General features: G+C 65.1%; 20 protein-coding genes. 13 read left to right on the top strand and 7 right to left on the bottom strand.

Going from position 1 to position 20,730, the window contains the following annotated elements; all coding sequences use genetic code 11:
- Nucleotides 1-49: 49 nt before the first annotated feature.
- On the bottom strand, nt 50-973 hold the full coding sequence (locus ACF8ME_RS10160) for a LysR family transcriptional regulator (RefSeq protein WP_392416273.1): 924 nt from the start codon (nt 971-973) through the stop codon (nt 50-52).
- A 114-nt stretch (nt 974-1,087) separates the two neighbouring features.
- On the opposite strand from ACF8ME_RS10160, the gene ACF8ME_RS10165 reads away from it, so the two are divergent.
- From ACF8ME_RS10165 to ACF8ME_RS10205, 9 genes are all read left to right on the top strand, one after another.
- Entirely contained in the window at nt 1,088-2,041 is a 954-nt protein-coding gene (locus ACF8ME_RS10165; protein ID WP_392416274.1) for a hydroxymethylglutaryl-CoA lyase, read from the top strand.
- Between the two features lie 29 nt (nt 2,042-2,070).
- Nucleotides 2,071-3,216 (top strand): CaiB/BaiF CoA-transferase family protein, encoded by a 1,146-nt coding sequence (locus tag ACF8ME_RS10170; protein ID WP_353889123.1) that lies wholly within the window; start codon nt 2,071-2,073, stop codon nt 3,214-3,216.
- A gap of 77 nt (nt 3,217-3,293) precedes the next feature.
- Nucleotides 3,294-4,277, top strand: coding sequence for a tripartite tricarboxylate transporter substrate binding protein (locus ACF8ME_RS10175; protein WP_016453659.1), 984 nt, complete (start codon nt 3,294-3,296; stop codon nt 4,275-4,277).
- 227 nt (nt 4,278-4,504) lie between these two features.
- Nucleotides 4,505-4,792, top strand: coding sequence for a hypothetical protein (locus ACF8ME_RS10180; protein WP_016453658.1), 288 nt, complete (start codon nt 4,505-4,507; stop codon nt 4,790-4,792).
- Entirely contained in the window at nt 4,789-5,199 is a 411-nt protein-coding gene (locus ACF8ME_RS10185; RefSeq protein ID WP_043791292.1) for a hypothetical protein, read from the top strand. The genes ACF8ME_RS10180 and ACF8ME_RS10185 overlap by 4 nt, the downstream gene beginning before the upstream one ends.
- A 227-nt stretch (nt 5,200-5,426) precedes the next feature.
- Nucleotides 5,427-5,726 carry a hypothetical protein gene (locus ACF8ME_RS10190; RefSeq protein ID WP_313281273.1) on the top strand — a complete coding sequence of 100 codons (300 nt, stop codon included), beginning with the start codon at nt 5,427-5,429 and terminating at the stop codon, nt 5,724-5,726.
- A gap of 82 nt (nt 5,727-5,808) precedes the next feature.
- The gene (locus ACF8ME_RS10195; RefSeq protein WP_392416276.1) at nt 5,809-6,732 is read left to right on the top strand and encodes an intradiol ring-cleavage dioxygenase; all 924 of its coding nucleotides are present in this window, start codon (nt 5,809-5,811) and stop codon (nt 6,730-6,732) included.
- Between the two features lie 12 nt (nt 6,733-6,744).
- Complete coding sequence (locus tag ACF8ME_RS10200; RefSeq protein ID WP_392416278.1) at nt 6,745-8,373, top strand: ATP-binding protein; 1,629 nt, start codon at nt 6,745-6,747, stop codon at nt 8,371-8,373.
- Complete coding sequence (locus ACF8ME_RS10205; RefSeq protein WP_392416280.1) at nt 8,370-9,065, top strand: response regulator; 696 nt, start codon at nt 8,370-8,372, stop codon at nt 9,063-9,065. The genes ACF8ME_RS10200 and ACF8ME_RS10205 overlap by 4 nt, the downstream gene beginning before the upstream one ends.
- A 27-nt stretch (nt 9,066-9,092) precedes the next feature.
- On the opposite strand, the gene ACF8ME_RS10210 is transcribed toward ACF8ME_RS10205, so the two are convergent.
- Together ACF8ME_RS10210 and ACF8ME_RS10215 are read right to left on the bottom strand one after the other, a co-directional pair.
- Complete coding sequence (locus tag ACF8ME_RS10210; protein WP_392416282.1) at nt 9,093-10,403, bottom strand: NtaA/DmoA family FMN-dependent monooxygenase; 1,311 nt, start codon at nt 10,401-10,403, stop codon at nt 9,093-9,095.
- Between the two features lie 19 nt (nt 10,404-10,422).
- Entirely contained in the window at nt 10,423-12,372 is a 1,950-nt protein-coding gene (locus ACF8ME_RS10215; protein WP_223275245.1) for a TonB-dependent receptor, read from the bottom strand.
- Between the two features lie 358 nt (nt 12,373-12,730).
- On the opposite strand from ACF8ME_RS10215, the gene ACF8ME_RS10220 reads away from it, so the two are divergent.
- On the top strand, nt 12,731-13,522 hold the full coding sequence (locus ACF8ME_RS10220; RefSeq protein ID WP_096916011.1) for an IclR family transcriptional regulator: 792 nt from the start codon (nt 12,731-12,733) through the stop codon (nt 13,520-13,522).
- Between the two features lie 30 nt (nt 13,523-13,552).
- Here ACF8ME_RS10220 and ACF8ME_RS10225 read toward each other — a convergent pair whose 3' ends face one another.
- On the bottom strand, nt 13,553-14,368 hold the full coding sequence (locus tag ACF8ME_RS10225; protein WP_392416285.1) for an ABC transporter ATP-binding protein: 816 nt from the start codon (nt 14,366-14,368) through the stop codon (nt 13,553-13,555).
- 119 nt (nt 14,369-14,487) lie between these two features.
- Here ACF8ME_RS10225 and fepB point away from each other — a divergent pair, with 119 nt between their 5' ends.
- Genes fepB through ACF8ME_RS10240 form a run of 3 tightly spaced genes read left to right on the top strand, consistent with a single transcriptional unit; the run spans nt 14,488 to nt 17,597 of the window.
- Nucleotides 14,488-15,480, top strand: coding sequence for a Fe2+-enterobactin ABC transporter substrate-binding protein (gene fepB, locus ACF8ME_RS10230; RefSeq protein WP_392416287.1), 993 nt, complete (start codon nt 14,488-14,490; stop codon nt 15,478-15,480).
- A gap of 3 nt (nt 15,481-15,483) precedes the next feature.
- Complete coding sequence (locus ACF8ME_RS10235) at nt 15,484-16,560, top strand: FecCD family ABC transporter permease (protein WP_392416289.1); 1,077 nt, start codon at nt 15,484-15,486, stop codon at nt 16,558-16,560.
- On the top strand, nt 16,557-17,597 hold the full coding sequence (locus ACF8ME_RS10240; RefSeq protein ID WP_392416290.1) for a FecCD family ABC transporter permease: 1,041 nt from the start codon (nt 16,557-16,559) through the stop codon (nt 17,595-17,597). The genes ACF8ME_RS10235 and ACF8ME_RS10240 overlap by 4 nt, the downstream gene beginning before the upstream one ends.
- A 46-nt stretch (nt 17,598-17,643) precedes the next feature.
- On the opposite strand, the gene ACF8ME_RS10245 is transcribed toward ACF8ME_RS10240, so the two are convergent.
- The 3 genes from ACF8ME_RS10245 to ACF8ME_RS10255 all read right to left on the bottom strand — a co-directional run bounded on the left by ACF8ME_RS10245 (nt 17,644) and on the right by ACF8ME_RS10255 (nt 20,479).
- The gene (locus ACF8ME_RS10245; protein WP_013802869.1) at nt 17,644-18,015 is read right to left on the bottom strand and encodes a hypothetical protein; all 372 of its coding nucleotides are present in this window, start codon (nt 18,013-18,015) and stop codon (nt 17,644-17,646) included.
- Nucleotides 18,016-18,479: 464 nt separating this feature from the next.
- Nucleotides 18,480-19,946 carry a hypothetical protein gene (locus ACF8ME_RS10250; protein WP_392416292.1) on the bottom strand — a complete coding sequence of 489 codons (1,467 nt, stop codon included), beginning with the start codon at nt 19,944-19,946 and terminating at the stop codon, nt 18,480-18,482.
- An 86-nt stretch (nt 19,947-20,032) separates the two neighbouring features.
- On the bottom strand, nt 20,033-20,479 hold the full coding sequence (locus ACF8ME_RS10255) for a hypothetical protein (RefSeq protein WP_392416294.1): 447 nt from the start codon (nt 20,477-20,479) through the stop codon (nt 20,033-20,035).
- Nucleotides 20,480-20,730 lie beyond the last annotated feature (251 nt).

Raw genomic sequence — 20,730 nt, forward strand, 5'->3', positions numbered from 1 at the left:
GGATGTATCACGCAAACTTCAATTAATCGTGATAACTCCCAAGGCCTGTTCAGCCCGCCTGGGCGCACCCGGCCAGATAGTCCACCAGCGTGCGCGCCGCAGGCGATAGCCGGCTGCCGTCCCTGAAGCAGATGGCGAACTGGCGCCGCGCCCAGGCATCGGTGAGCGGCACCATGTGAACGCCTTGCACACCTTGCCCGCCCTGACCGGAGCCCGCCATGCCCAGGATCTCCCTGGGCATGATGGCCACGCCCAGGCCGGCGCGCACGCAGCGGATCGTGGCGTCGAAGGAGCTGACCACGGCGCGGTAATTGATGGGCCGGCCGATGATGGCCGCCGCCCGCGCCAGCATGGTGTAGACGGCCGTGGAGGCGGGCAGGCCCACATGCTCGCAATCCAGCGTTTCGCTGAAGCTGCAGCTGTCGCGCAAGGCCAGCGGGTGGCCGGCCGGCACGGCCACGGCCAGGGTGTCGCAGCGGTAGGGCAGGGTCTGCAGGCCCTCCAGATCGGCCGCGTTCCAGCACACGCCCACCAGGGCCAGGCCTTCGCGGATGGATCGGATGATTTCGCTGCTGGTCAGCTCCTCGATGTCCACGCGGATCTGCGCGTGCTCGGGCTTTTGCAGAAAGGCTGCAATGTCATCGGGCAGGGACTCGGCAATCGACGACACCGAGGCCAGTATCCGCACCTGCCCCTTCACGCCATGCTGGTAGGCCGCCATGTCGCGGGCCGCGCGGTCGGCGCTGGCCAGCATGGCGCGTGCATGCTCCAGCAGCATCAGCCCGGCTGCGGTGGGCACCACGCCCCGGCGGTGGCGCTCCAGCAGTGGGGCCTGCACCTGCTCTTCCAGCAGCGCCATGCGCTTGCTGATGGCCGATGAGCCGATGTGCTGCTGCTCGCCCGCGCGGGCGATGTTGCCCAGGTCGCAGGCCGCGACAAAGAGCCGCAGGGTGGTCAGGTCCAGGTCTTTCATGGTGGTTATGGATTTCCATTCGGGAAACTCTGAGGCGAAAAATTATCGCTTCTGCACGCTGGTGGGAATGTCTAAAGTGCCATTCAAGACAAACCACCCCACGCGAACCTTCCCATGCCAGAACCCATCCGTGCCCCGCAGTCCGCCGTCATCCGCGAGGTCGGCCTGCGCGATGGCCTGCAAAGCATCCAGACCGTGCTGTCCACCGAGCGCAAGAAGGAATGGATACGCGATGCCTACGCTGCCGGCCAGCGCGAGATCGAAGTCGGCTCCTTCGTACCCGCGCGCCTGCTGCCCCAACTGGCCGACACGGCCGAGCTGGTGGCCTATGCCCGAACGCTGCCGGGCCTGTTCGTCTCCGTGCTGGTGCCCAATCTGCGCGGTGCCGAAGGTGCCCTTGCCAGCGGGGCCGACCTGATGCTGGTGCCGCTGTCGGCCAGCCATGCCCACAGCCTGGCCAACCTGCGCAAGACGCCCGATGAGGTCGTGGCCGAGGTGGCCCGAATGCGTGCCGCACGCGATGCCGCAGGTTCGACGATGCTGATCGAGGGCGGCATTGGCACGGCCTTCGGCTGCACGCTGCAGGGCAGGGTGGAGCCGGCCGAGGTGCTGCGCTGCATGCAGGCCCTGCTGGACGCGGGGGCTGACCGCGTCAGCATGGCCGACACCGTGGGCCATGGCGGGCCGGGCCAGGTGCAATCGCTGTTCGAGCAGGCGCGGCGCATTGCGGGCGAACGCTTTTGGTGCAGCCACTTCCACGACACGCGTGGCCTGGCGCTGGCCAATGTGCATGCCGCACTGCAAACCGGCGTCACGCGCTTTGACGCCACGCTGGCCGGCATCGGCGGCTGCCCCCATGCGCCCGGCGCCAGCGGCAATGCCTCCACCGAAGACCTGGCCTTCATGCTGGACACCATGGACATCGACACGGGCCTGGACATCGAGGCCCTGCTGCGCCTGCGCGCCAAGGTGGCCGCCTGGCTGGACGGCGAAAGCCTGCACGGCGCGCTGTGGCGCGCGGGCCTGCCGCGCAGCGTCACCGCCGACGCAGCCCCCGCCGCTGCATGAACCCCTTACCTTCCCACGAGCACACCTGTATGGCCACCGAACCCCTGCTGCCGCTGTCCGGCATCCGCGTCATCGAATTCACCCACATGGTCATGGGCCCCACCTGCGGCATGATCCTGGCCGACCTGGGCGCCGAAGTCATCAAGGTCGAGCCGCCGGGCGGCGACAAAACGCGCACGCTGCCCGGCCTGGGCATCGGCTTTTTCCGCAGCTTCAACCGCAACAAGAAAAGCGTGGTGCTGGACATCACCACCGAAGCGGGCCGCGCCACCGCTGCCGAGCTGGCCGCTGGCAGCGATGTGGTGCTGGAGAACTTCCGCCCCGGCCTCATGCAATCCCTGGGCCTGGACTACGCCACGCTGTCGCAGCGCGCGCCCGGTCTCATCTACGTCAGCCACAAGGGCTTTCTGCCCGGCCCCTACGAAAAGCGCCTGGCGCTGGACGAGGTGGTGCAGATGATGGGCGGCCTGTCGTACATGACCGGCCCCGTGGGCCGGCCGCTGCGCGCGGGCACCAGCGTCAACGACATCATGGGCGGCATGTTCGGCGCCATCGGCGTGCTCGCCGCCCTGCGCGAGCGTGAGCGCACCGGGCGCGGCCAGGAGGTGCAAAGCGCGCTGTTCGAGAACTGCGTCTTCCTGTCCTCCCAGCACATGCAGCAGTACCTGATGACGGGCGAGGCACCGCCGCCCATGCCCTCGCGCGTGTCGGCCTGGAGCGTCTACGACGTGTTCACCCTGGCCGGTGGCGAGCAGCTGTTCATCGGCGCCGTCAGCGACAAGCAGTTCGCCACCCTGTGCCGCGTGCTGGACCGCGTCGACCTGCTGCAGCGCCCCGAATACGCCGACAACGCCGCCCGCGTGGCCGTGCGCCCCCAACTGCTGGCCGAGCTGGGCGCCATCCTGGCCAGCCATGAATCGGCCCGGCTTGCGCCGCAGCTGGAGGCCGCAGGCATTCCCTACGCGCCCATCACGCGGCCCGAGCAACTGGTGGACGACCCGCACCTGCGCCAAAGCGGCGGCCTGGCTTCCATGCAGACCGAAGACGGCGGCCAGACCGACGTGGTGCTGCTGCCCCTGCTCATGAACGGCCACCGTCCCGGCGTGCGCATGCCGCTGGCCGGGATTGGCGAGCACACCGAAGAAATCCTCGGAGCCCTTGCATCACAGACCTGACAGCCATCCCAGGGCGCCGAAGGCCGCAGAAAAACCACCCCGGCGCGCATGAGACAACACAAAAAGGAGACAACCCCATGCACTCGTCCCATCCCTTCCGCCGCCGCACCCTGCTGGCCCTGGCCGGCGCATCGCTGGGGGCCGCTGCCCTGGGCGTGCGCGCCCAAAATGGCACGCCGCTGCGCGTCATCCTGCCCGTGGGGGCAGGCTCGGGCGCCGACACCATCGTGCGCTCGGCCCAGACTGCGCTGGTGCGCTCGCTGGGCGGCCAGCCCGTGGTCATGGAGAACCTGCCGGGTGCGGGCGGCATCACGGGAACGCAGGCCCTGGTCAAGGCGCCGGCCGATGGCAACACCATCGCCTTCATCTCCAACAACCACGCCGTCAACCCCAGCGTGTTCAAGAAGCTGCCCTACGACAGCCTGGCCGACATCACGCCGCTGTCCATCGTCGGCGGCTCGCCCTTCGTACTGGTCGTGCACCCCAAGGTGGCGGCGCGCAATGCGCGCGAACTGCAGGCGCTCATGAAGGCGCGGCCCGGCGACCTCAACTACGCCTCGTCCGGCAACGGCACCATCTTCCACCTCGCGGCCGAAGTCTTTCTGGACGCGGCCGGCACCACGGCACGCCACATTCCCTACAAGGGCGTGGGCCAGATGGTGGTGGACCTGCTCAGCGGGCAGGTGGACTTCGGCGTGATCGCCGTGGGCACGGCGCAGGCGCACCTCAAATCCGGCGCGCTGCGTGCCATCGGCATCATGGGCCGCGAGCGCGTGGCATCGCTGCCCGATGTGCCCACCGTAGCCGAGCAGGGCTTTCCCGGCGTGGACATCGCCGGCTGGGTGGCCGCCATAGGCCCCAAGGGCATGCCGCCCGCCCAGGTGCGCCGCCTGCACGACGGCATCGCCTCTGCCTTTGCCGACCCCGAGGTCAAGGCCGGCTTTGCACGGCGCGACGAATACACCGTGCTCAACAGCCCCGAGGCGGCAGCCCAGTTCCTGCGCTCCGAGCAGGAGCGCTTTGCGCGCCTGGTCAAGAAGGCCAATGTCACGCTGGAGTAAGTCCGGATGGCCCTGATCTGGTCGGCTGTATCCCTGCGGGCGTAGTTTCTGAATGCGCTGCTGTCTTGCGCGCAAGGCCCCACGGCCGCGCAGGCAGTCTTCAGATGGGTGTGAAAAGGTCCGGGTGGTACCGCTTTGCCGACATGCCCGAGGCATGGTCGATTCATGGGCATCGTTGACATGTACTGGCAGGGTGGATATCTTTGATATATCCAAAGGAGTTGAATATGCCGACCCGCACAAACGCCAACCAGATTGCCTTCCGCTACCGCGCAGTGGACAGCGCCACCGGCGTCACGCGAGAAACCGCCAAGCGCCTGGCCGAGCATCTTGGTGTTGATGAAACGCAGGCGATACACCGTGCGCTGCATGAGCTTGCCGTACGCATGCTGCCGCAGTACGAGGCGGATGACGGCCCCTTGACGGCAGCCCAGGTCAGGCAAATCAAGAAAAAAGTGCCGCAAGGAGAGCAACGCTCGGTGAAGTCGAGCTTGTTCGACTTGGAGACGCTGTGACCGCACCTTGGTGGGATGAGCCCACGGCGGGCGACATCGTCTGGTGCTATTTCCCGCAAGACATCATTCCCGGGCCCAAGCCTCGGCCCGCGCTGATCCTGGTGGTCTTCGATGACGATGCTCCGCAGTTCACGGTACGAGTCGCCTACGGCACCAGCCAGCGCACTACCACGCTGTACAAGGGCGAGTTCGCCATCCTGCGCGAGCGCAATCCCGTGGCCTATGCGGCTGCCGGGTTGAGCTATGACACGAAATTCAATCTCAAGCAGGCCCTGGATCTGCCGTATACGGCAGAGTGGTTTGCAGTGCCGCCTGCAGCTCCCCATGGACAGACGCCCAAGTTGGGAGTCCTGCATCCTTCCCTTGTGCGCGCGGTGCAGGCCGCTTATCAGGCAGTGTCCAAATAAGCAGGGTCCTGCCACGGCCGCCGGGCCTGTCCTGTGTCGCAGGTGCCTTGCCCGATGGGAATCAACAAGCTGATGGTGGACAACGGCAAGGAGTTCACGTACGCCTTGTCCGCAGGCAATGTAAGCCGGGTGCAGCCATCAGACGATGTTGCAGAACCCACGTCCACTTCTCCCAATTTCCCCCCAGATTGGTCGCAAGAATTCCTGTGCAACTCCAGGAAAAGACCATGATTGATTTCTCGCAAACCAACGCTTCACGCGTTCGCCCGGCACTGGTGCTGGCGCTGGCGGCCTTCGCGGCGGCCTGCAGCCATGCGCAGGGCCACGGGGGGCACGGCAATCCGCCGTCGCCGCCGCCCGAGGCCTATACGGCCTGCCAGGGCAAGGCCGAGGGCGACAGCGTGACGCTGACCATGCCCGATGGCAAGACGCTGGCCGGCACCTGCCGCAGCCTGAACGGGCAGCTGGTGGCCATGCCGGCCGGCGGGCCCGGCGCAGGCGGGCCGCCGCCCCATCCGCAGCAGTGATCGCGTGGCCCGGCGGGCCACGCCGCCGGGCTGTCTGCAACCCCACGGGCCTGCGCACAGGCCCTCATGAAAAGCCATCCCCATGAACCACTCTCAAGATGCCCATGATCTTGCCCACGACCTGGGCCTTCAGCACGATCTGCAAGTCATGGCGCGCCGCCTGTCCGAGCGCCGCCGCCTGTTGGGCCTGATGGCTGCCGGTGGCGCTGCCGCGCTCTTGTCCGCCTGCGGTGGCGGCGGAGGTGATTCCGGTGATTCGACAGGGACCGGCACAGGAACCGGGACAGGAACGGGCACCGACACGGGAACGGGCACAGGTACGGGTACTGGAACCACGACCGGCACCTGCATGGTCGATCCCACGGAAACCGAAGGCCCTTACCCCGCCGACGGCTCCAACGGCTCGCGCGGCAGTTTGGTCAACGTGCTGTCGCAAAGCGGCGTGGTGCGCAGCGACCTGCGCAGCAGCTTTGGCGGCATGAGCGGCACGGCTGCGGGCCTGCCGCTGACGCTCAAGATCACCCTGGTCAACGTCAGCACCAACTGCAGCCCGCTGGAAGGCTATGCCATCTACCTGTGGCATTGCACCCGCGAGGGCGAGTATTCGCTGTACTCCACCGACCTGCTGAATCAGAACTTCCTGCGCGGCGTGCAGGCGACGGACAGCAATGGCGAATGCACCTTTGTGACCATCTTCCCGGGCTGCTATGACGGGCGTTGGCCGCACATGCACTTCGAGGTGTTCCGCAGCCTCAACACGGCCGGCAGCTACACCAACAAGCTGCTGACCTCGCAGATGGCCATGCCCAAGGACGTGGCCAGCGCCGTCTATGCCGGTGTCAGCGGCTACAGCGCCAGCGTCTCCAACCTGTCGCGGGTCAGCGTGACATCGGACAATGTCTTCGGCGACAACACCAGCGAGCAGATCGCCTGGCAGACGCCCACCTTCACCGGAGACACCACCAATGGCCACATCGCCACGATTTCCATCGGCATTGCCGTCTGACGCAGCAACTGAATGAGCCTCCGCCTCCCGCGCCTGAAGCTGCAGCACAAGGCCTTCTTCGCCCTGGCCGTGCTGCTGGTGGCCCTGCTGCTGGTGTTTCTCGGCTTCTCCCGCCTGGGCCTGCAACGGGGCCTGGGCCCCTACATGGCCGAGGTGGAGCTGACCGGCATGGACGGGCTGGCCGAGCGGCTGGTCCAGCACCACGAGCAAAACGGCGGCTGGGATGCGGCGCGCGCCAACCCCGGTTTCTGGCGCGACATGGTGCGCCCGGGCGCAGGCATGGGCCGGGGCTTTCCTGCGGGCGAGCCCGGGCCACGGCCCCCCATGCCCATGCCGGAGCCGAGACCTGGTTTTGAGGGAAGCCACGGTCCGGGGCTGGGCCCGGAGTTTCCCCCGCCGCCTGGGCCGGAAGGCGGAGAGCCTGCCGATCGCTCAGATCGCTCAGATCGCTCCGACCGTACAGACCGCCCAGGCCCGCCGCCAGACCGCCCTTTCGGAGGCCCGTGGGCGCGCGTGGGCCTGCTGGATGCCCAGGGCCAGCTCATCTCCGGCATGGCGCCGCAGCCCGGTGCGGCGCACCGCGTTCTGCGCGCCGCCAATGGGCAGGCCATTGGCGAGATCGTGCTGTCCCCCGTGCAGACCGGGCAGGGCATGCAGCGCGACCTGGACCGCGCCTTCCTCGCGCAGCAGATGGGTTTTGTGGCCTGGACCGGGCTGGCCGGCCTGCTGTTGGCGCTGCTGCTGTCGGCCTGGCTCACGCGGCGCTGGCTGGAGCCGCTGACCGCCTTTGTCGACGGCCTGCGCGGCATTGCGGCCGGGCGGCTGGACACGCGCGTGGCCATCAGGGGCGATGCGGAACTGGCCCGCCTTGCGGAAACCTTCAACGACATGGCCGTGCAGCTGGCCACCATGGAGGCCTCGCGTCAGCGCTGGCTGGCCGACGTGGCGCATGAGCTGCGCACGCCGCTGTCCACCATGCGCGCCGAGGTCGAGGCCGTGCAGGACGGCGTGCTGCCCCTGGACGACCGCATGGCACTGCGCCTGCACCGGCAGATCATGCGGCTGATACGGCTGGTCAGCGACTTGCGCGTGAGCCTGGACGACCCGCAGGCCCTGCACGGCTCGGGCCATGTGCCCGTGCATGTGCTGACCCTGCTGGGCGAGGCGCTGGACGGCGCGCGGCCCGGCTTCGAGCAGGTCGGCATTGGCCTGGACCGCTCCACCGTGGACCAGCTGGCCGCGCGCGTTCCGCCGCCGCTGGTGCAGGGCGACCCGCACCGGCTGCACCAGGTGTTTGCCAACCTGCTGGAAAACAGCCTGCGCTACACGGCTGCGGGCGGGCGGCTGCAGGTGTCCGCCGAAATCGTCCAGATGCAGGACCGCAGCATGCTGCAACTGCGCTGGGACGACACGGCTCCCGGCGTGGCCAGCCAGCACCTGCCGCGCCTGTTCGACCGCCTCTATCGCGTGGACGCCTCCCGCGTGCGCGACGGCGACGGCCTGGGCGGCTCCGGCCTGGGGCTGGCCATCTGCCGCACCATCGTCCAGGCCCATGGCGGCAGCATCGAGGCCGCCGCCTCGCCGCTGGGCGGCCTGCGCATCACGCTGTGGCTGCCCTTGCTGGAAAATCCCGCGCCATGAAGCCTGCCCGCATCCTCCTGGTCGAAGACGAGACCGACATGGCCGCCATCGTCATCGACTACCTGCGCCATGCAGGCTACGAAGTCGAGCACATCCGCCACGGGCGCGAGGCGCTGGACCGCATGCTGCGCTCCCCGCCCGACCTCACTTTGCTGGACATCATGCTGCCGGGGCTGGACGGCCTGGACATCCTGCGCCAGTTCCGCCCCCACAGCGCCAGCCCCGTCATCCTGCTCACCGCGCGTGTCGAGGAAATGGACCGCCTGCTGGGCCTGGAGTTGGGCGCGGACGACTACATCTGCAAGCCCTTCGCCCCGCGCGAAGTCGTGGCCCGCGTCAAGGCCGTGCTGCGCCGCAGTGCCGGCCCCGGCCCCGCGCAGCAACGCCTGACGCTGCTGCCCGAGCAGGGCCGCGCCATGCTCAACGGCAGCGTGCTGCCGCTGACCAAGCGCGAGCTGACCTTGCTGCAGGCCCTGATGCGCCAGCCCGGCCGCCTGTACTCCCGCGCGCAGCTGCTGGAGCTGGCCTGCGCCGACACGCTGGACGTGAACGAACGCGCCATCGACAGCCACATCAAGAACCTGCGCAAGAAACTCAAGGCGGCGGACGACCGCCATGAGTGGATTCGCTCCGTGTACGGCGTGGGCTTTGCGTTCGAGCCCGATGGCGGGTCCGACACGCGGGTGCAGTGAAGGCCAGGCGAGGGCAGGGCGCAGCCCCTACCTCGACTCGTCGAGGTGCTCCATGAACGTGGTGCCCGTGTAGCGGGAGCGGAACAGGCCGGCCTCCACCAGGCGCGGCACCAGCTGCTCCAGCACGCAATGCAGGGACTCGACGGAGCCGCCGGGCGCGGCCAGAAAGCCGTCGATGGCGCCGGCGGCGCTCCACTCGGTGATCTGCGCCACGGCATCGTCCACCGTGCCGACCACCTGCCAGTGCGCGGCGGAGAGGATTTCCGGCCGCTGCAGCAGCTCGTCGATGCGCAGTGATTCGCGCTCCATCAGGCGCCTGAGCAGGCCCGCATGCGTGCGGCTGGACGGGGTTGCCACGGGCGGCGGAAGGTCGGCTGCGGTGATCGGCCGGTCTGCGGGCCAGTCCGTCAGGTCCAGGCCGACCATGGCCTTGATCGATGCCAGCTTGCGGCCCCTGTCCACCCGGCCGTGCGTCTGCTGGAACATCTCCCGGGCCTGCTCGCGGGTGTCGGCCAGGTACAGGCTCAGGCCGGGCAGCAGGCGCACATCCTGCGCCTGCCGCCCATGGCGCTGGGCGCGCCGAGACAGGTCCCGGCGCAGCTCCAGCGCTGCGTCCAGGTCCGGCGTGGGGGCGAAAACAATGTCTGCCACCGATGCGGCAAAGTCGCGCCCGGTGCTGGACGCGCCCGCCTGCACCAGCGGAATGCGCGGGCCACCGAACTCCGGCAGGTTCAGCGGGCCGCGCACCTTCAGGTGCGGTCCCTCGTGGTCTATGGGGTGGACCAGCGAGGCGTCGGCGTAGCGGCCGCTGTGCCGGTCGATCTTCAAGGCCTCGTTGGGGAAGCTGGCCCACAGCCGGCGCACCACGTCGGTGAATTCTGCGGCCCGCGCATAGCGTTCATCGGCATCGGGCATGGCCTGCAGCCCGAAGTTCTCGTGGCCCTGCAGGGCCGTGACGATGTTCCACCCGGCGCGGCCGTTGCTGATCCAGTGCAGCGACTGCAGCTGGCGCGCCACCGCATAGGGCGGGAAAAACGTGGTCGATACCGTGGACACCAGGCCGATGCGCGAGGTCTCGCGCGCCAGCGCGGCCATCAGCACCGTGGGGTCCAGGCTGGCGAAGCCCGCTCCCGTCTCCAGCGCCTCCATGGGCAGAAAGCTCACGTCCGGGCGGAAGACGAAGTCCAGGTGCGCGGCCTCGGCGCGCCGGGCCAGGTCCAGGGCGAAGTCGCTGGAGTACAGCCCTTCGATATTGCTGCCGGGCCGCCGCCAGGCGTCGCCGCTCAGCCAGGTGGGGGCCAGCGAAAGGCCGATGTGCAGGGGTTTGCGGGTTGTCATGTCTGCTGTCATTCCCATCTCAGAACGTTCCGCGCACGCCCACGCCGATCATGCGCGGCGCGGTCATGCTGGCCTCGATGCCGCCGATGCCGCGGTTTTGCTGCAGATACGTGGGTGCGCGCCTGTCGAAGACGTTCTTGATATAGCCGTACAGCTGCACGCGCGCGCTGTAGGCATAAGTCATGCGCAGGTCGGCGATGGTGTTGGAGCCGACCGCATAGGCGCGGGTGTTGGCGGTATCGGAGTAGTAGCCGTCCAGGTGGCGCACCTGGCCGGAGACATTGAACCGGGGGCTGGCGTCCCAGCTCACGCCCAGGCTCAGGTTGTAGCCGGGCGAGCGGGCGAAGCGGTTGTGCTCGTAGCCGGGGTTGCTGCCCATCTCCTCGATGCGGGTGCGCAGCACGCCCACGCCGGCCTTGATCCGCAGGTTGTCCAGCGCGCGGTAGTCGGCGCCCAGCTCGAAGCCGTAGGCATGGGCCTTCTCCGCGTTGATGGTGTAGGACTGGGCCACGCCCGGGGAGATGACCACGGGGATGTTGTACTGCGCATCCCGCATGTCCATGTAGAACAGGTTGGTGTTGAGCATCAGCCGGTCATCGAGCAGGCTGGCGCGGCTGAACAGTTCGTAGTTCCAGATCGACTCCTTCTTGAAATAGGCCCATTGCCGGCTGGTGAGGTTCAGCGACACACCGCCCGGGTTGTAGCCCCGGCTGACCAGCGCGCCCACGGTCCAGCGCGGTGTGGCGGCATAGGCCAGGGACAGCTTGGGCAGCAGTGCCGAGAAGGTTTTCGTGTAGTCGAGGGCGGTGGGTGCCAGCACCGAAGTGCCGGTGCGCACCACCTCGTCCTGCTGGTAGCGCAGGCCGCTGGTCAGGGTCCAGCGGTCGGCCAGGCGCCAGTTCAGCTCGCCGAAGACGCCCAGGTTCTTCTTCGTGTCGTCGAAGGCGGACAGGCCGCGCAGCAGCAGGCTTTCGTCCGTGCCGGTGCGCGCGTAGTAGACGCCGCCGAAGCCGCTCAGGCGGTCCTTGTCGCTGCCCACCAGGGCGCGGAACTCATTGGAGACATTGTTCTGGCGGATATCGGCATCGCCCTCGCCGGGAATGCCCGTGTAGCGCTGCACGGACGAGCGCGAATACTGGGACTGGTTGACTAGCCGCACGCCGTTGCCCAGCTCGTAGCTGAGGTCGAGGATGCCGGTGTCGGTCTTCTGCTTCCAGCTGGGCATGGTCGTCGTCCAGTGCTCCAGCGCGCTGAACGGAGCGGACGCTGCCTCCTGGCTGGGACGGTTGCTGTCGTTGTGGGAATAGGTGAACTTGGCCTCCAGGCCCGGAACGCTGCTGGGCAGCCACAGGAACTTCATGCGTGCGTTCAGCGCGCGGAAATCCTGATCGGCCTGGCCCCGCTGGAACTGCGGATTGGTGTAGTCGATGAAGGTATCGCGCCCAGAGTAGTCCACGGCCAGTCGCGCGGCCAGCTCCTCGCCCACGGGGCCGGAGACGGCGATGGACGCTCGCCGCGAGTGGTAGTCGCCCGCCTCCAGCTGGTAGGCCCCTTCGCGCTTGAAGCTGGGGTCCTTGGTGTTCACGACGATGGCGCCCGCAATGGCATTGGCACCCTGCGAGGTGGTCTGCGGGCCGCGGAACACCTCGATGCTCTCCACATCCCAGACCGAGGTCGCGCCGAAGAACATCTCGTTGTAGTTGAGGTAGTGCCCATCCAGGTTGATGGTGGCGCGCGGCACCGTGCCGCCCCAGAAGACGTTCTGGCCGTTGTTGGGGCCCTGCGTGTCCTGCCCGCGGATGATGGGCGCGCCCACCGTGTCGGTGTAGACCACGTTGGGCACATCGTGCAGCACCTCGTGGACCGAGGCATTGCCGGACTCCTGCCGGGCCAGGTCCTTGCCGGCCTTGACCGACACGGAGGAGGCCGTGTCCTTGAGTTCGCGCCTGACCTTTTCTCCGCTGACCACGACCGCTTCAAGCGCGTTGGATTCCCCCCCGGAACCCGACGCGCCCTGAGCGAAGGCGCCGGCCGGCGCCATCAGGGTAGAGAGTGCGATGGCGCCCGCCCGGGACGGGAGCCTGCGATGGAAACACAGCTTCACAGCATCTTCCTTTGATGAGAATGATTCGTATTTTTCAAAGGTCGCCATCATGCATTGAAATTCCGCAGTAGGGAATGCATTCCCACATGCGGAAGAGAAAAACAGCGGCGAAATGGTGTGCGCGCACCTGTGCAGAGCCTTCGGCAGAGCCGGTATCATCGACACCGGCGGCGCATGCGCCCCCACCTGCGATGCGCCTGGTACAGGCAAGAAAGCCCAGCCCTTGAAAACAACAACACCTCAGACGACAGCCGGCGAGAAGCGCTCCGGCACCATCCAGTCCGTCTCCATCGCCACCCGGTTTCTCATGGTCCTGGCCAATGCCGAAAGCGAGTTGGCGCTGGGCGAGGTGGCCCGGCGAACGGGAACGGGGGGCTCCACGGCCCACCGCTACCTGCAAAGCCTCGTCAAGGAAGGCCTGGCCAAGCAGGACCCCGCCAGCGGCCTGTATGACCTGGGCAGCGCGGCGCTGAGCATCGGCATTGGCGCGCTCAAGCGTGTGGATGCGGTGGAGATTGCGGCGCAGCGCATGAAGGCGCTGACGCACAGCCATGCGCTCAGCGGCGGCGTCGCCATCTGGACCGACCGGGGGCCGACCCTGGTGCGCTGGTACCGCAGCGCCTACTTCTCGATCAACCCGCTGGCGCTGGGCGACATCCTGCCCATAGACAACACCGCCTGCGGCCTGGTGTTCCAGGCCTTCCTGCCCAAGGCCACCATCGACGCCGCACGGCGCCAGCAGCCCGCCCATTTCCGTGGCAAGCCGCCGGCCAAGGCCGTGCTCGACGAAGTGCGCGAGCGCTGCTGGTCCGAGATGACCAGCCACCTGCTGTCCAACGTCACGGGCCAGGCGGCGCCGGTGTTCGATGCGCAGCATGAAATCGTCTGCGCGGTCACCACCGTCTCGGACCTGGGCCAGCTCAAATCACCGGAAGACCGGGTCGCGCTGTTCCGCGAGGCCAGCCTGATCAACCAGTCCACGGGCGGGCGGGCCTTCAGCGCAGATTCGCCTTGAAAGCCGCGCCGGGAAAAATGCCCGGGCGCCTCAGTTCCCTGCGGCGCGCTCCACGGCATTCACGGCCCTGCGCCCCCTGGGCACCACCAGGGGCGTCCCCGACACAGGGTCTGCCATGATCACGGCCGGCAGGCCGAACACCTCCTGCACCAACTGCTCCGTGAAGATCTCCCCGGGCGCGCCCTGCGCGGCAATGCGCCCGTCGCGCATGGCGATCAGGTGCGAGGCATAGCGGCAGGCCTGGTTGAGGTCGTGCAGCACCGCAACCACCGTGCGGCCGGCGTCGTTGAGATCCGCTAGCAGCTCCATCAGCTCGATCTGGTGGGCGATGTCCAGGAACGTCGTGGGCTCGTCCAGCAACAGGATCGGCGTCTGCTGCGCCAGCACCATCGCAATCCACACCCGCTGGCGCTGGCCGCCTGACAGCTCGTCCAGCAGGCGGTCGGACAGCGCTGCCACATCGGTGGCCTGCATGGCCTCGGCCACGGCCTGCTCATCCGCGTCCGTCCACTGCCTCAGGAAGGATTGATGGGGGTAGCGCCCCCGCGCCACCAGGTCCGCCACCGTGATGCCCTCGGGCGCCACCGCGCTTTGCGGCAGCAGGCCCAGGCGCCGCGCCACCTCCTTGGCGGGAAATTGCGAGATGTGCCGGCCATCCAGGATGACCTGCCCGGCCACCGGCACCAGCAGCCGCGACAGCGCGCGCAGCAGGGTGGACTTGCCGCAGGCGTTCGGCCCCACGATGACGGTGAAGGAGCCATCGGGAATGGCAAGGGACAGGCCCTGCGAAATCGTGCGCTCGCCGTAGCGCAGCGTCACCGCATCAGCACTCAGGCGCTGCGTCATGGCCGGTCATTTCCCACAATCGATAGGTCCTTCGGTGTTTGCAATGTGGAATGAATTCTACAATACGGAATACGCTGAAGACGCCGCCCTGGCGCCCGGCCCCGTCGCTTCGGAACGAGATGAACAGACTCCAACTTGCCGCCCTGGGTGCGGCCGCCGCACTGGCCGTGCTGGCCTGTTTCGCATGGTTTCCACGTGCCGCCGGTCCCGTGGCGGGCGCCGCACCGCATACATCGCATGCGTCGGATGCATCGGGTACGCCGGCTGCAGCACACGCAGACCATGCACCGCTGCCCCGGCGCATCGTCTCCACCTCGCCCAGCGTGACCGGCATCCTGCTGGCCATCGATGCGCCGGTCATCGCGACCGCCGCGACCACGCCCAGCCGCATGACCGACGACAAGGGCTTTTTCTCGCAATGGGCCGCCGTTGCCGACAAGCGCGGCGTGCAGGTGCTCTACCGCAACCTGCAATTCGACATCGAGGCCGCCATCGGCGCCAGCCCCGACCTGCTGGTGGCCTCCGCCACCGGGGCCGACAGCGTGGCCCAGCACCGCACCGAACTGCAGGCGCAGGGCGTGCCCATGGTCGTGGTCGACTACTCCAGCCAGTCCTGGCAGGACATCGCCACCGAGCTGGGCCGCATCACCGGCCATGCGAAGCAGGCCGCCGCAGCCATTGCCCGCTTCGATGCCCATGTGGCGCAGACCGCCGCCTCCATCACGCCACCGGCCCAGCCCGTCAGCATCGTCGCCTACAACCTGGCCGGCAGCTACTCCATAGGCCGCGCCGCCAGCCCCCATGCGCGGCTGCTGGCCGCACTGGGCTTCAAGGTGGAGGGCCTGCCGCCCGCGCTGGCCGCCCAGGTCACACGCGCCTCGGACTTCGAATTCATCTCCCGCGAGAATCTCTCGGCCGCCATCACCGGCGACTCCGTCTTCCTGCTCGGCGCCTCGCAGGGCGATGTGCAGGCCTTCCTGGACGATCCGCTGCTGGCCAACCTGCCCGCCGTTGCCGGCCGGCGCGTCTATCCGCTGGGCCCGACCTCGTTTCGCATCGACTACTACTCGGGGCAGCAGATGGTCGACGCCGTGGCAAGCCATTTCCGCTGAGCCATGCGTGCACGGCTCCTAGGCGCGGTGGCGCGGCCTGCCCAGCGCTCCTGTTTGCGCTCCTCCCCGCGGTCCTCCCTGCACTGCAGGCGTTGGCTGGGCCTTGCAGGCGGGCTGCTGGCGCTGGCCATCATCGCCGTGCTCGGCATCACCGTCGGCTCGCGCGACATAGCACTGGCCGACATCCTCGGCGCGCTGCGGGCTCCGGACCTGCGTGATGACCAGCACCTGATCGTCAGCCTGCTGCGCATGCCCCGCACCGTGGTGGCCATCCTGGCCGGCATGGCGCTGGGTGTGGCTGGCGCGCTCATGCAGGCCGTCACCCGCAATCCCCTGGCGGAGCCGGGCCTGCTGGGCGTCAATGCCGGCGCGGCGCTGGCCGTGCTCATCGGCATGACGGCCTTCGGCCTGACGTCCGTGCTCCAGTACGTCTGGTGCGCCTTTGCCGGCGCGGGGCTGGCGGGCGCTGCCGTCTTCGCGTTCGGCCAGTCCCGGGGCGCGGGCGCGCACCCGGTGCGCCTGGTCCTGGCCGGGGCCGGCCTGTCGGTCATGCTCACCTCCAGCGCCGGCATCATCCTGCTCAACGCGCCCCCGGAAGTCTTCGACGGCTTCCGCCACTGGGCGGCCGGCTCGCTGGAGGGCAGCGGCTATGCCAGCGCCGCCGTGCTGGCGGCCGCCGTGGCGGCGGGGCTGGCGGCGGCCTGGGCCATCGTCGGCCAGCTCAACGCCATGGCGCTGGGGCATGACGTGGGCCTGGCGCTGGGCGTCAATGTGCGCGCCACCGCGCAACTGGCCTGCCTGGCGGTCATGCTGCTGGCCGGGGCGGCCACGGCGGCCGTGGGGCCCATCGCCTTCGTCGGCCTGGTGGCGCCGCATCTTGCACGCCTCTCGTGCGGGCCGGACTACCGCTGGATACTGCCGCTGTCCGCGCTCTACGCGGCGGTGCTGCTGCTGGGTGCCGACGTGCTGGGCCGCGTCGTCGCGGCACCTGCCGAAGTGGCTGCGGGCATCGTCGCCTGCCTGATCGGCGGGCCGTTCTTTGTCTGGGTGGCGTGCAGATACCGGTTGAGCAGGCTATGAAGACCTCCGTGAACACATCCGTTGTGCGCTGGGGAGCCTGTTCGTTTCTCTGGCGGCCCAGGCCGCTGGCCGTGGGTTTGGCGCTGGTCGTGCTGGCCCTGGTGCTGGGTGTGCTGCTGCTGGGCACGGGAACCCTGTCCCTCAGCCCCGCCGAAGTGCTCGACAGCCTGCTGGGCACGGGCTCCAACCCCGCAGCAGAGCGCATCGTGCAGCGGGTGCGGCTGCCGCGTGTCCTCACGGCCGTCTTCGTGGGCGCGTCGCTTGGCATGGCGGGTGCCATCTTCCAGTCCATCTCCCGCAACGCGCTGGGCTCGCCGGACGTGATCGGCTTCACCACGGGCGCGGCCAGCGGGGCGATTGCGCTCATCGTGCTGGGTGACGCCGGGCCGCTGTGGATATCGCTGGCCGCCGTGCTGTCGGGCATGGCCACGGCGGCAGTCGTGCTTGCGCTGTCCGGGGGGCGGCGTGCTGGCGGCGGCTACCGGCTGGTGCTGGTGGGCATAGGCGTGGGGGCCACGCTCTCGGGCCTGAACACCATCTTGCTGGTCATGGGGGACCTGGACCGGGCCGTCGCCGCGCAGCGCTGGCTGGCCGGCTCGCTCAGCGCGCGGACCTGGGCGCATGTCGTGCCCGCCGCGCTGGGCTTCATCGCCATCGTGCCCGTCGTGCTGTGGTGCGCCCGCCGCATCAACCTGCTGGAGCTGGGCGACGATGCCGCCACCCAGCTCGGCGTCAACGTGCCGCGCACGCGGCTCACCATGGTGATGGCTGCCGTGGCCCTGACCGCCATCGCCACGGCAGCGGCGGGGCCCATCGCCTTCATCGCGCTGGCCGCGCCCCAGGTGGCCAGGCGCCTGGGCCTGTCGCCCGACGTGCCCCTGTTCACGGCTGCAGCCATGGGCGCCGTTCTGCTGCTGGCGGCCGACATGCTCAGCCAGTGGGCACCCGTGCGCCTGCATCTGCCCATCGGGTTGGTGACGGGGCTGCTGGGCGGGGTGTATCTGCTGTGGCTGCTGTTTCGCACGCGCAAGGGATAGACGGCCGTGCAGGGTGCAACGGGGCGCAGCCCCAGTACCTGCGGGACTACCTGACGCCGCGCGCCACCGCAGGCCCCACCACGGTGTACACATGCCCGGCCTCTTCGGCAGCCACCTTGGCCGCCTCGCTGCGGCGCACCTCTGCCTGGTCCTCGTACTCGCAGTTCATCACCCGGGCTTCACTGCCCGCGAACTCCGCCAGCGATTCAGCGCTGTTGCGAATGGTCACCAGCGCCTGCGCCACCACGTCCAGCCGCTGATGGCCCTCGGGAATCTCCAGCCAGGCCAGCGCCAGCTGGGCCAGGGCGGAAACCTCGGCACAGCCTTGCTGCACGAAGCGGTCCATTTCATGCAGCGCTGTTGCGAGCTTCTGGGCGTGGGTGTTTTCGGGGGGAGGGGATGGGGGGATGTGCTTCATGGGTTCGACTCTCCACGAAGCATTCCATTGGCGTCTGACATTGCATCTCCTTCAGAAAGGGATGATGCTTGCCGGTTTTTCTTGACGCAGATACTACGAGTTGCGTAGCTGATTGACAGGGCGTTCAATAAGATGGGGGCTGCCGGATGGACTTGAGGCAGGTGCCTACCAGTTTGTGGTTGGCCACGGGTCAATCGCTATGAGCTGGGGAAGCACAGACCGGACCTCCTGACCGTGCGCAAGGTTCCGATGGCGTTTTTATATTCGGATACGGATAATGAGGCGGCGCAGTTGTCGCTCAAGAATATGCGATAAAAGTTCAGTCATTGTGGAAAGAATATTTATATATTTTATTGAACGTTGTTATTTTGTGTAATATTTTTGAAAATTCAATAAATTTGATTAACGAAAATAAGTTATTTAATGAAATTCTTCCTGTTTGTGGTGGTGAATATTAGTTTGTTTTAAATTTTTGATTCTTGCTCAAGTGCAAATCGGCTCAAAAAATCAAAGCATTCTTGTTTAATTACTTCGGCGCCTGTTTGACTTTTTAGCGTTAGCTTCTTGGACACATCAATACGTTCAATAAAGCTCTGGCGTTGATCAAAACACATATTTGCAACGTCACCCAAGAACAATGAGTTATCGCGGCTGGCTAAAAGCAGGAGCTCAAACTCTTGAATTCCAATAAAAAATATATCTTTATCTTGAATATGAGTATCGTCAATTTTGTGCTCATCCCCTGCTAAAGCTGTGAAATGAACACCATGACCAATTTTATAGCTACGCTCTGTGATGACGAATCCTATTCTTCGCTTATTTAATGGTTTTCTTTTGAATTTAAAAATTTTATAATCATAAATATTTTGGGCTGTAGCCTTTATTTGTTTATATCCTTTTACGACTTGATTAAATAAATGACTAGATAAACGCTTGGAATTTTCAAGGCTGAATATATTTCTATCATATTTCTTATGTTTTATTTCTATGATATAAAAATAATTTTCATCTTCTGCTATAAAATCAGCATTAACAGAAGATTTTGGAAGATCTATTTTTACTTTATCATTTCCGAAATTGCTTAGTATTATATTTTTGCAGTAATCTTCAAAGTTTTTTCCAAAAACTTCGGAGAAATTATCCAGTTCAATTGACAGTTTTTCGTAAAAATAATTGGATATTTTTCTTTGCCATAATAATGAATCGACAGAAAAAATTAATTTCTCATTGATTTCTATTATTGGATAATTTTCAAGCCACGGAGATTCAGTTGATTCAAAAGTATTTTCCTCTAAGTTTATACTTGCTAAATATTTTATCAAGGCCTCATCGTAAGGTAGATTGGCGTCCAATCCATTTCCTGCTAATTCTTTCCATGTAAAAGTCAAATCTTCAATAATTGAAATTAATACTGCATGCAGATCTGAACTTATCGCTTTGGCAACTTTTATGGAGTTTTGGTGATTTATTCTGAATTGATAAAGAAGCGTAAAAAGCAGCTTTAACTCGGTGATTGATATTTTGTAGCGTGATAATATATGCTTTCTTATTAAATTATCTTCGCGAAGTGAATTGATAAAGCTTGGGAAAAAGAAAACGTCTGGTTGATAATTTTTCTGCCAAATTATCTGGGTATCAAACATATTTCTTAGAAAGTGGTGGATGTTATCTAAGTTGGACTCACTTTTCCATATAATCTGACTCCATTGGTCTATTTTGTTTTTGTTGCAATATATGCCTCTGTAAAAATCTTGTTTCTTATCGGTAGAAATAAACTTCCATTTTATTATCAGATAAATAACCCATTTTGCTTTGCAATCTTTTGAATTAATCATCTCAATGCATTCTTGCAATACACTATTTAGTGAATATCTTTTCATTTCTCTTATTATTTGGCGTTTATTGAAATTTAATGTATTTTGAAAATGCATTTGTATATTCCTTAATATGTGATTTTATGCTTGAGTTCTCTGTATATACTTGGATTTTTCAAATAAAGTCGGTGTAGTAATAGGTCTCACCCAAACAACCCCCCCTCATCCAACAACTCAAACGCCACCTCAGGCGTCCTCTCCATCCCCCGCCGAATCGCCGCAGGAATCGTCTGCCGAGTCTTGCTGCACAGCCCGCGCATGGGCAGGACCTCGATCTGGATGCCGCGCACGGTGCGCACTTCGCTGGCGCCGGGCTCGATGCGCACGCGGATGCCAAGCTGCTCATACATGCGCTGCTCCACATGGCGCAGGTCCTGCAGGCTGGTGATTTGTTCGAGCCGCAGCAGCAGGCGTTTTTCCTCTTCCCTGGTGAGCCGCAGGATGCGTTGGTCGGCCATGGAGTCGGCGAGCAGGGCGTTGTGCTCGCAGATGCAGGCGCCCGGAGGGCAGGGGACTCGGATCGGAATCTGAACGGGAAAGCTCATCGATGCCCAAGGAAGATCCGCCCCGGCTGGGGCGGTGCAGGCCATGCTAGTTCAAGGCTGCGGCGGGGCCAAGGGGAAAGTCCTGGGCGCGCCCGCTGCCTGCGCCTGCTGCCTTTTCCCCCTCCCGTATGTCCGCGCCTGCGTCGTGGCGGTTGCGGGGTTGCAAGCCTGCCGAAGGACAGGCTTGCTTCGTCATCTGACTCGCCGTGATGTTTGAGTGAAGCGCGCAGCGCGCAACGAGTTTCACGGCGAACCCCGCAGCCGCCACGACGCAGGTGGCCCCGCAGCGAAGCGAA

This window comes from Delftia sp. WSY_7 (assembly GCF_043104845.1).
GTDB lineage: Bacteria > Pseudomonadota > Gammaproteobacteria > Burkholderiales > Burkholderiaceae_C > Comamonas > Comamonas tsuruhatensis.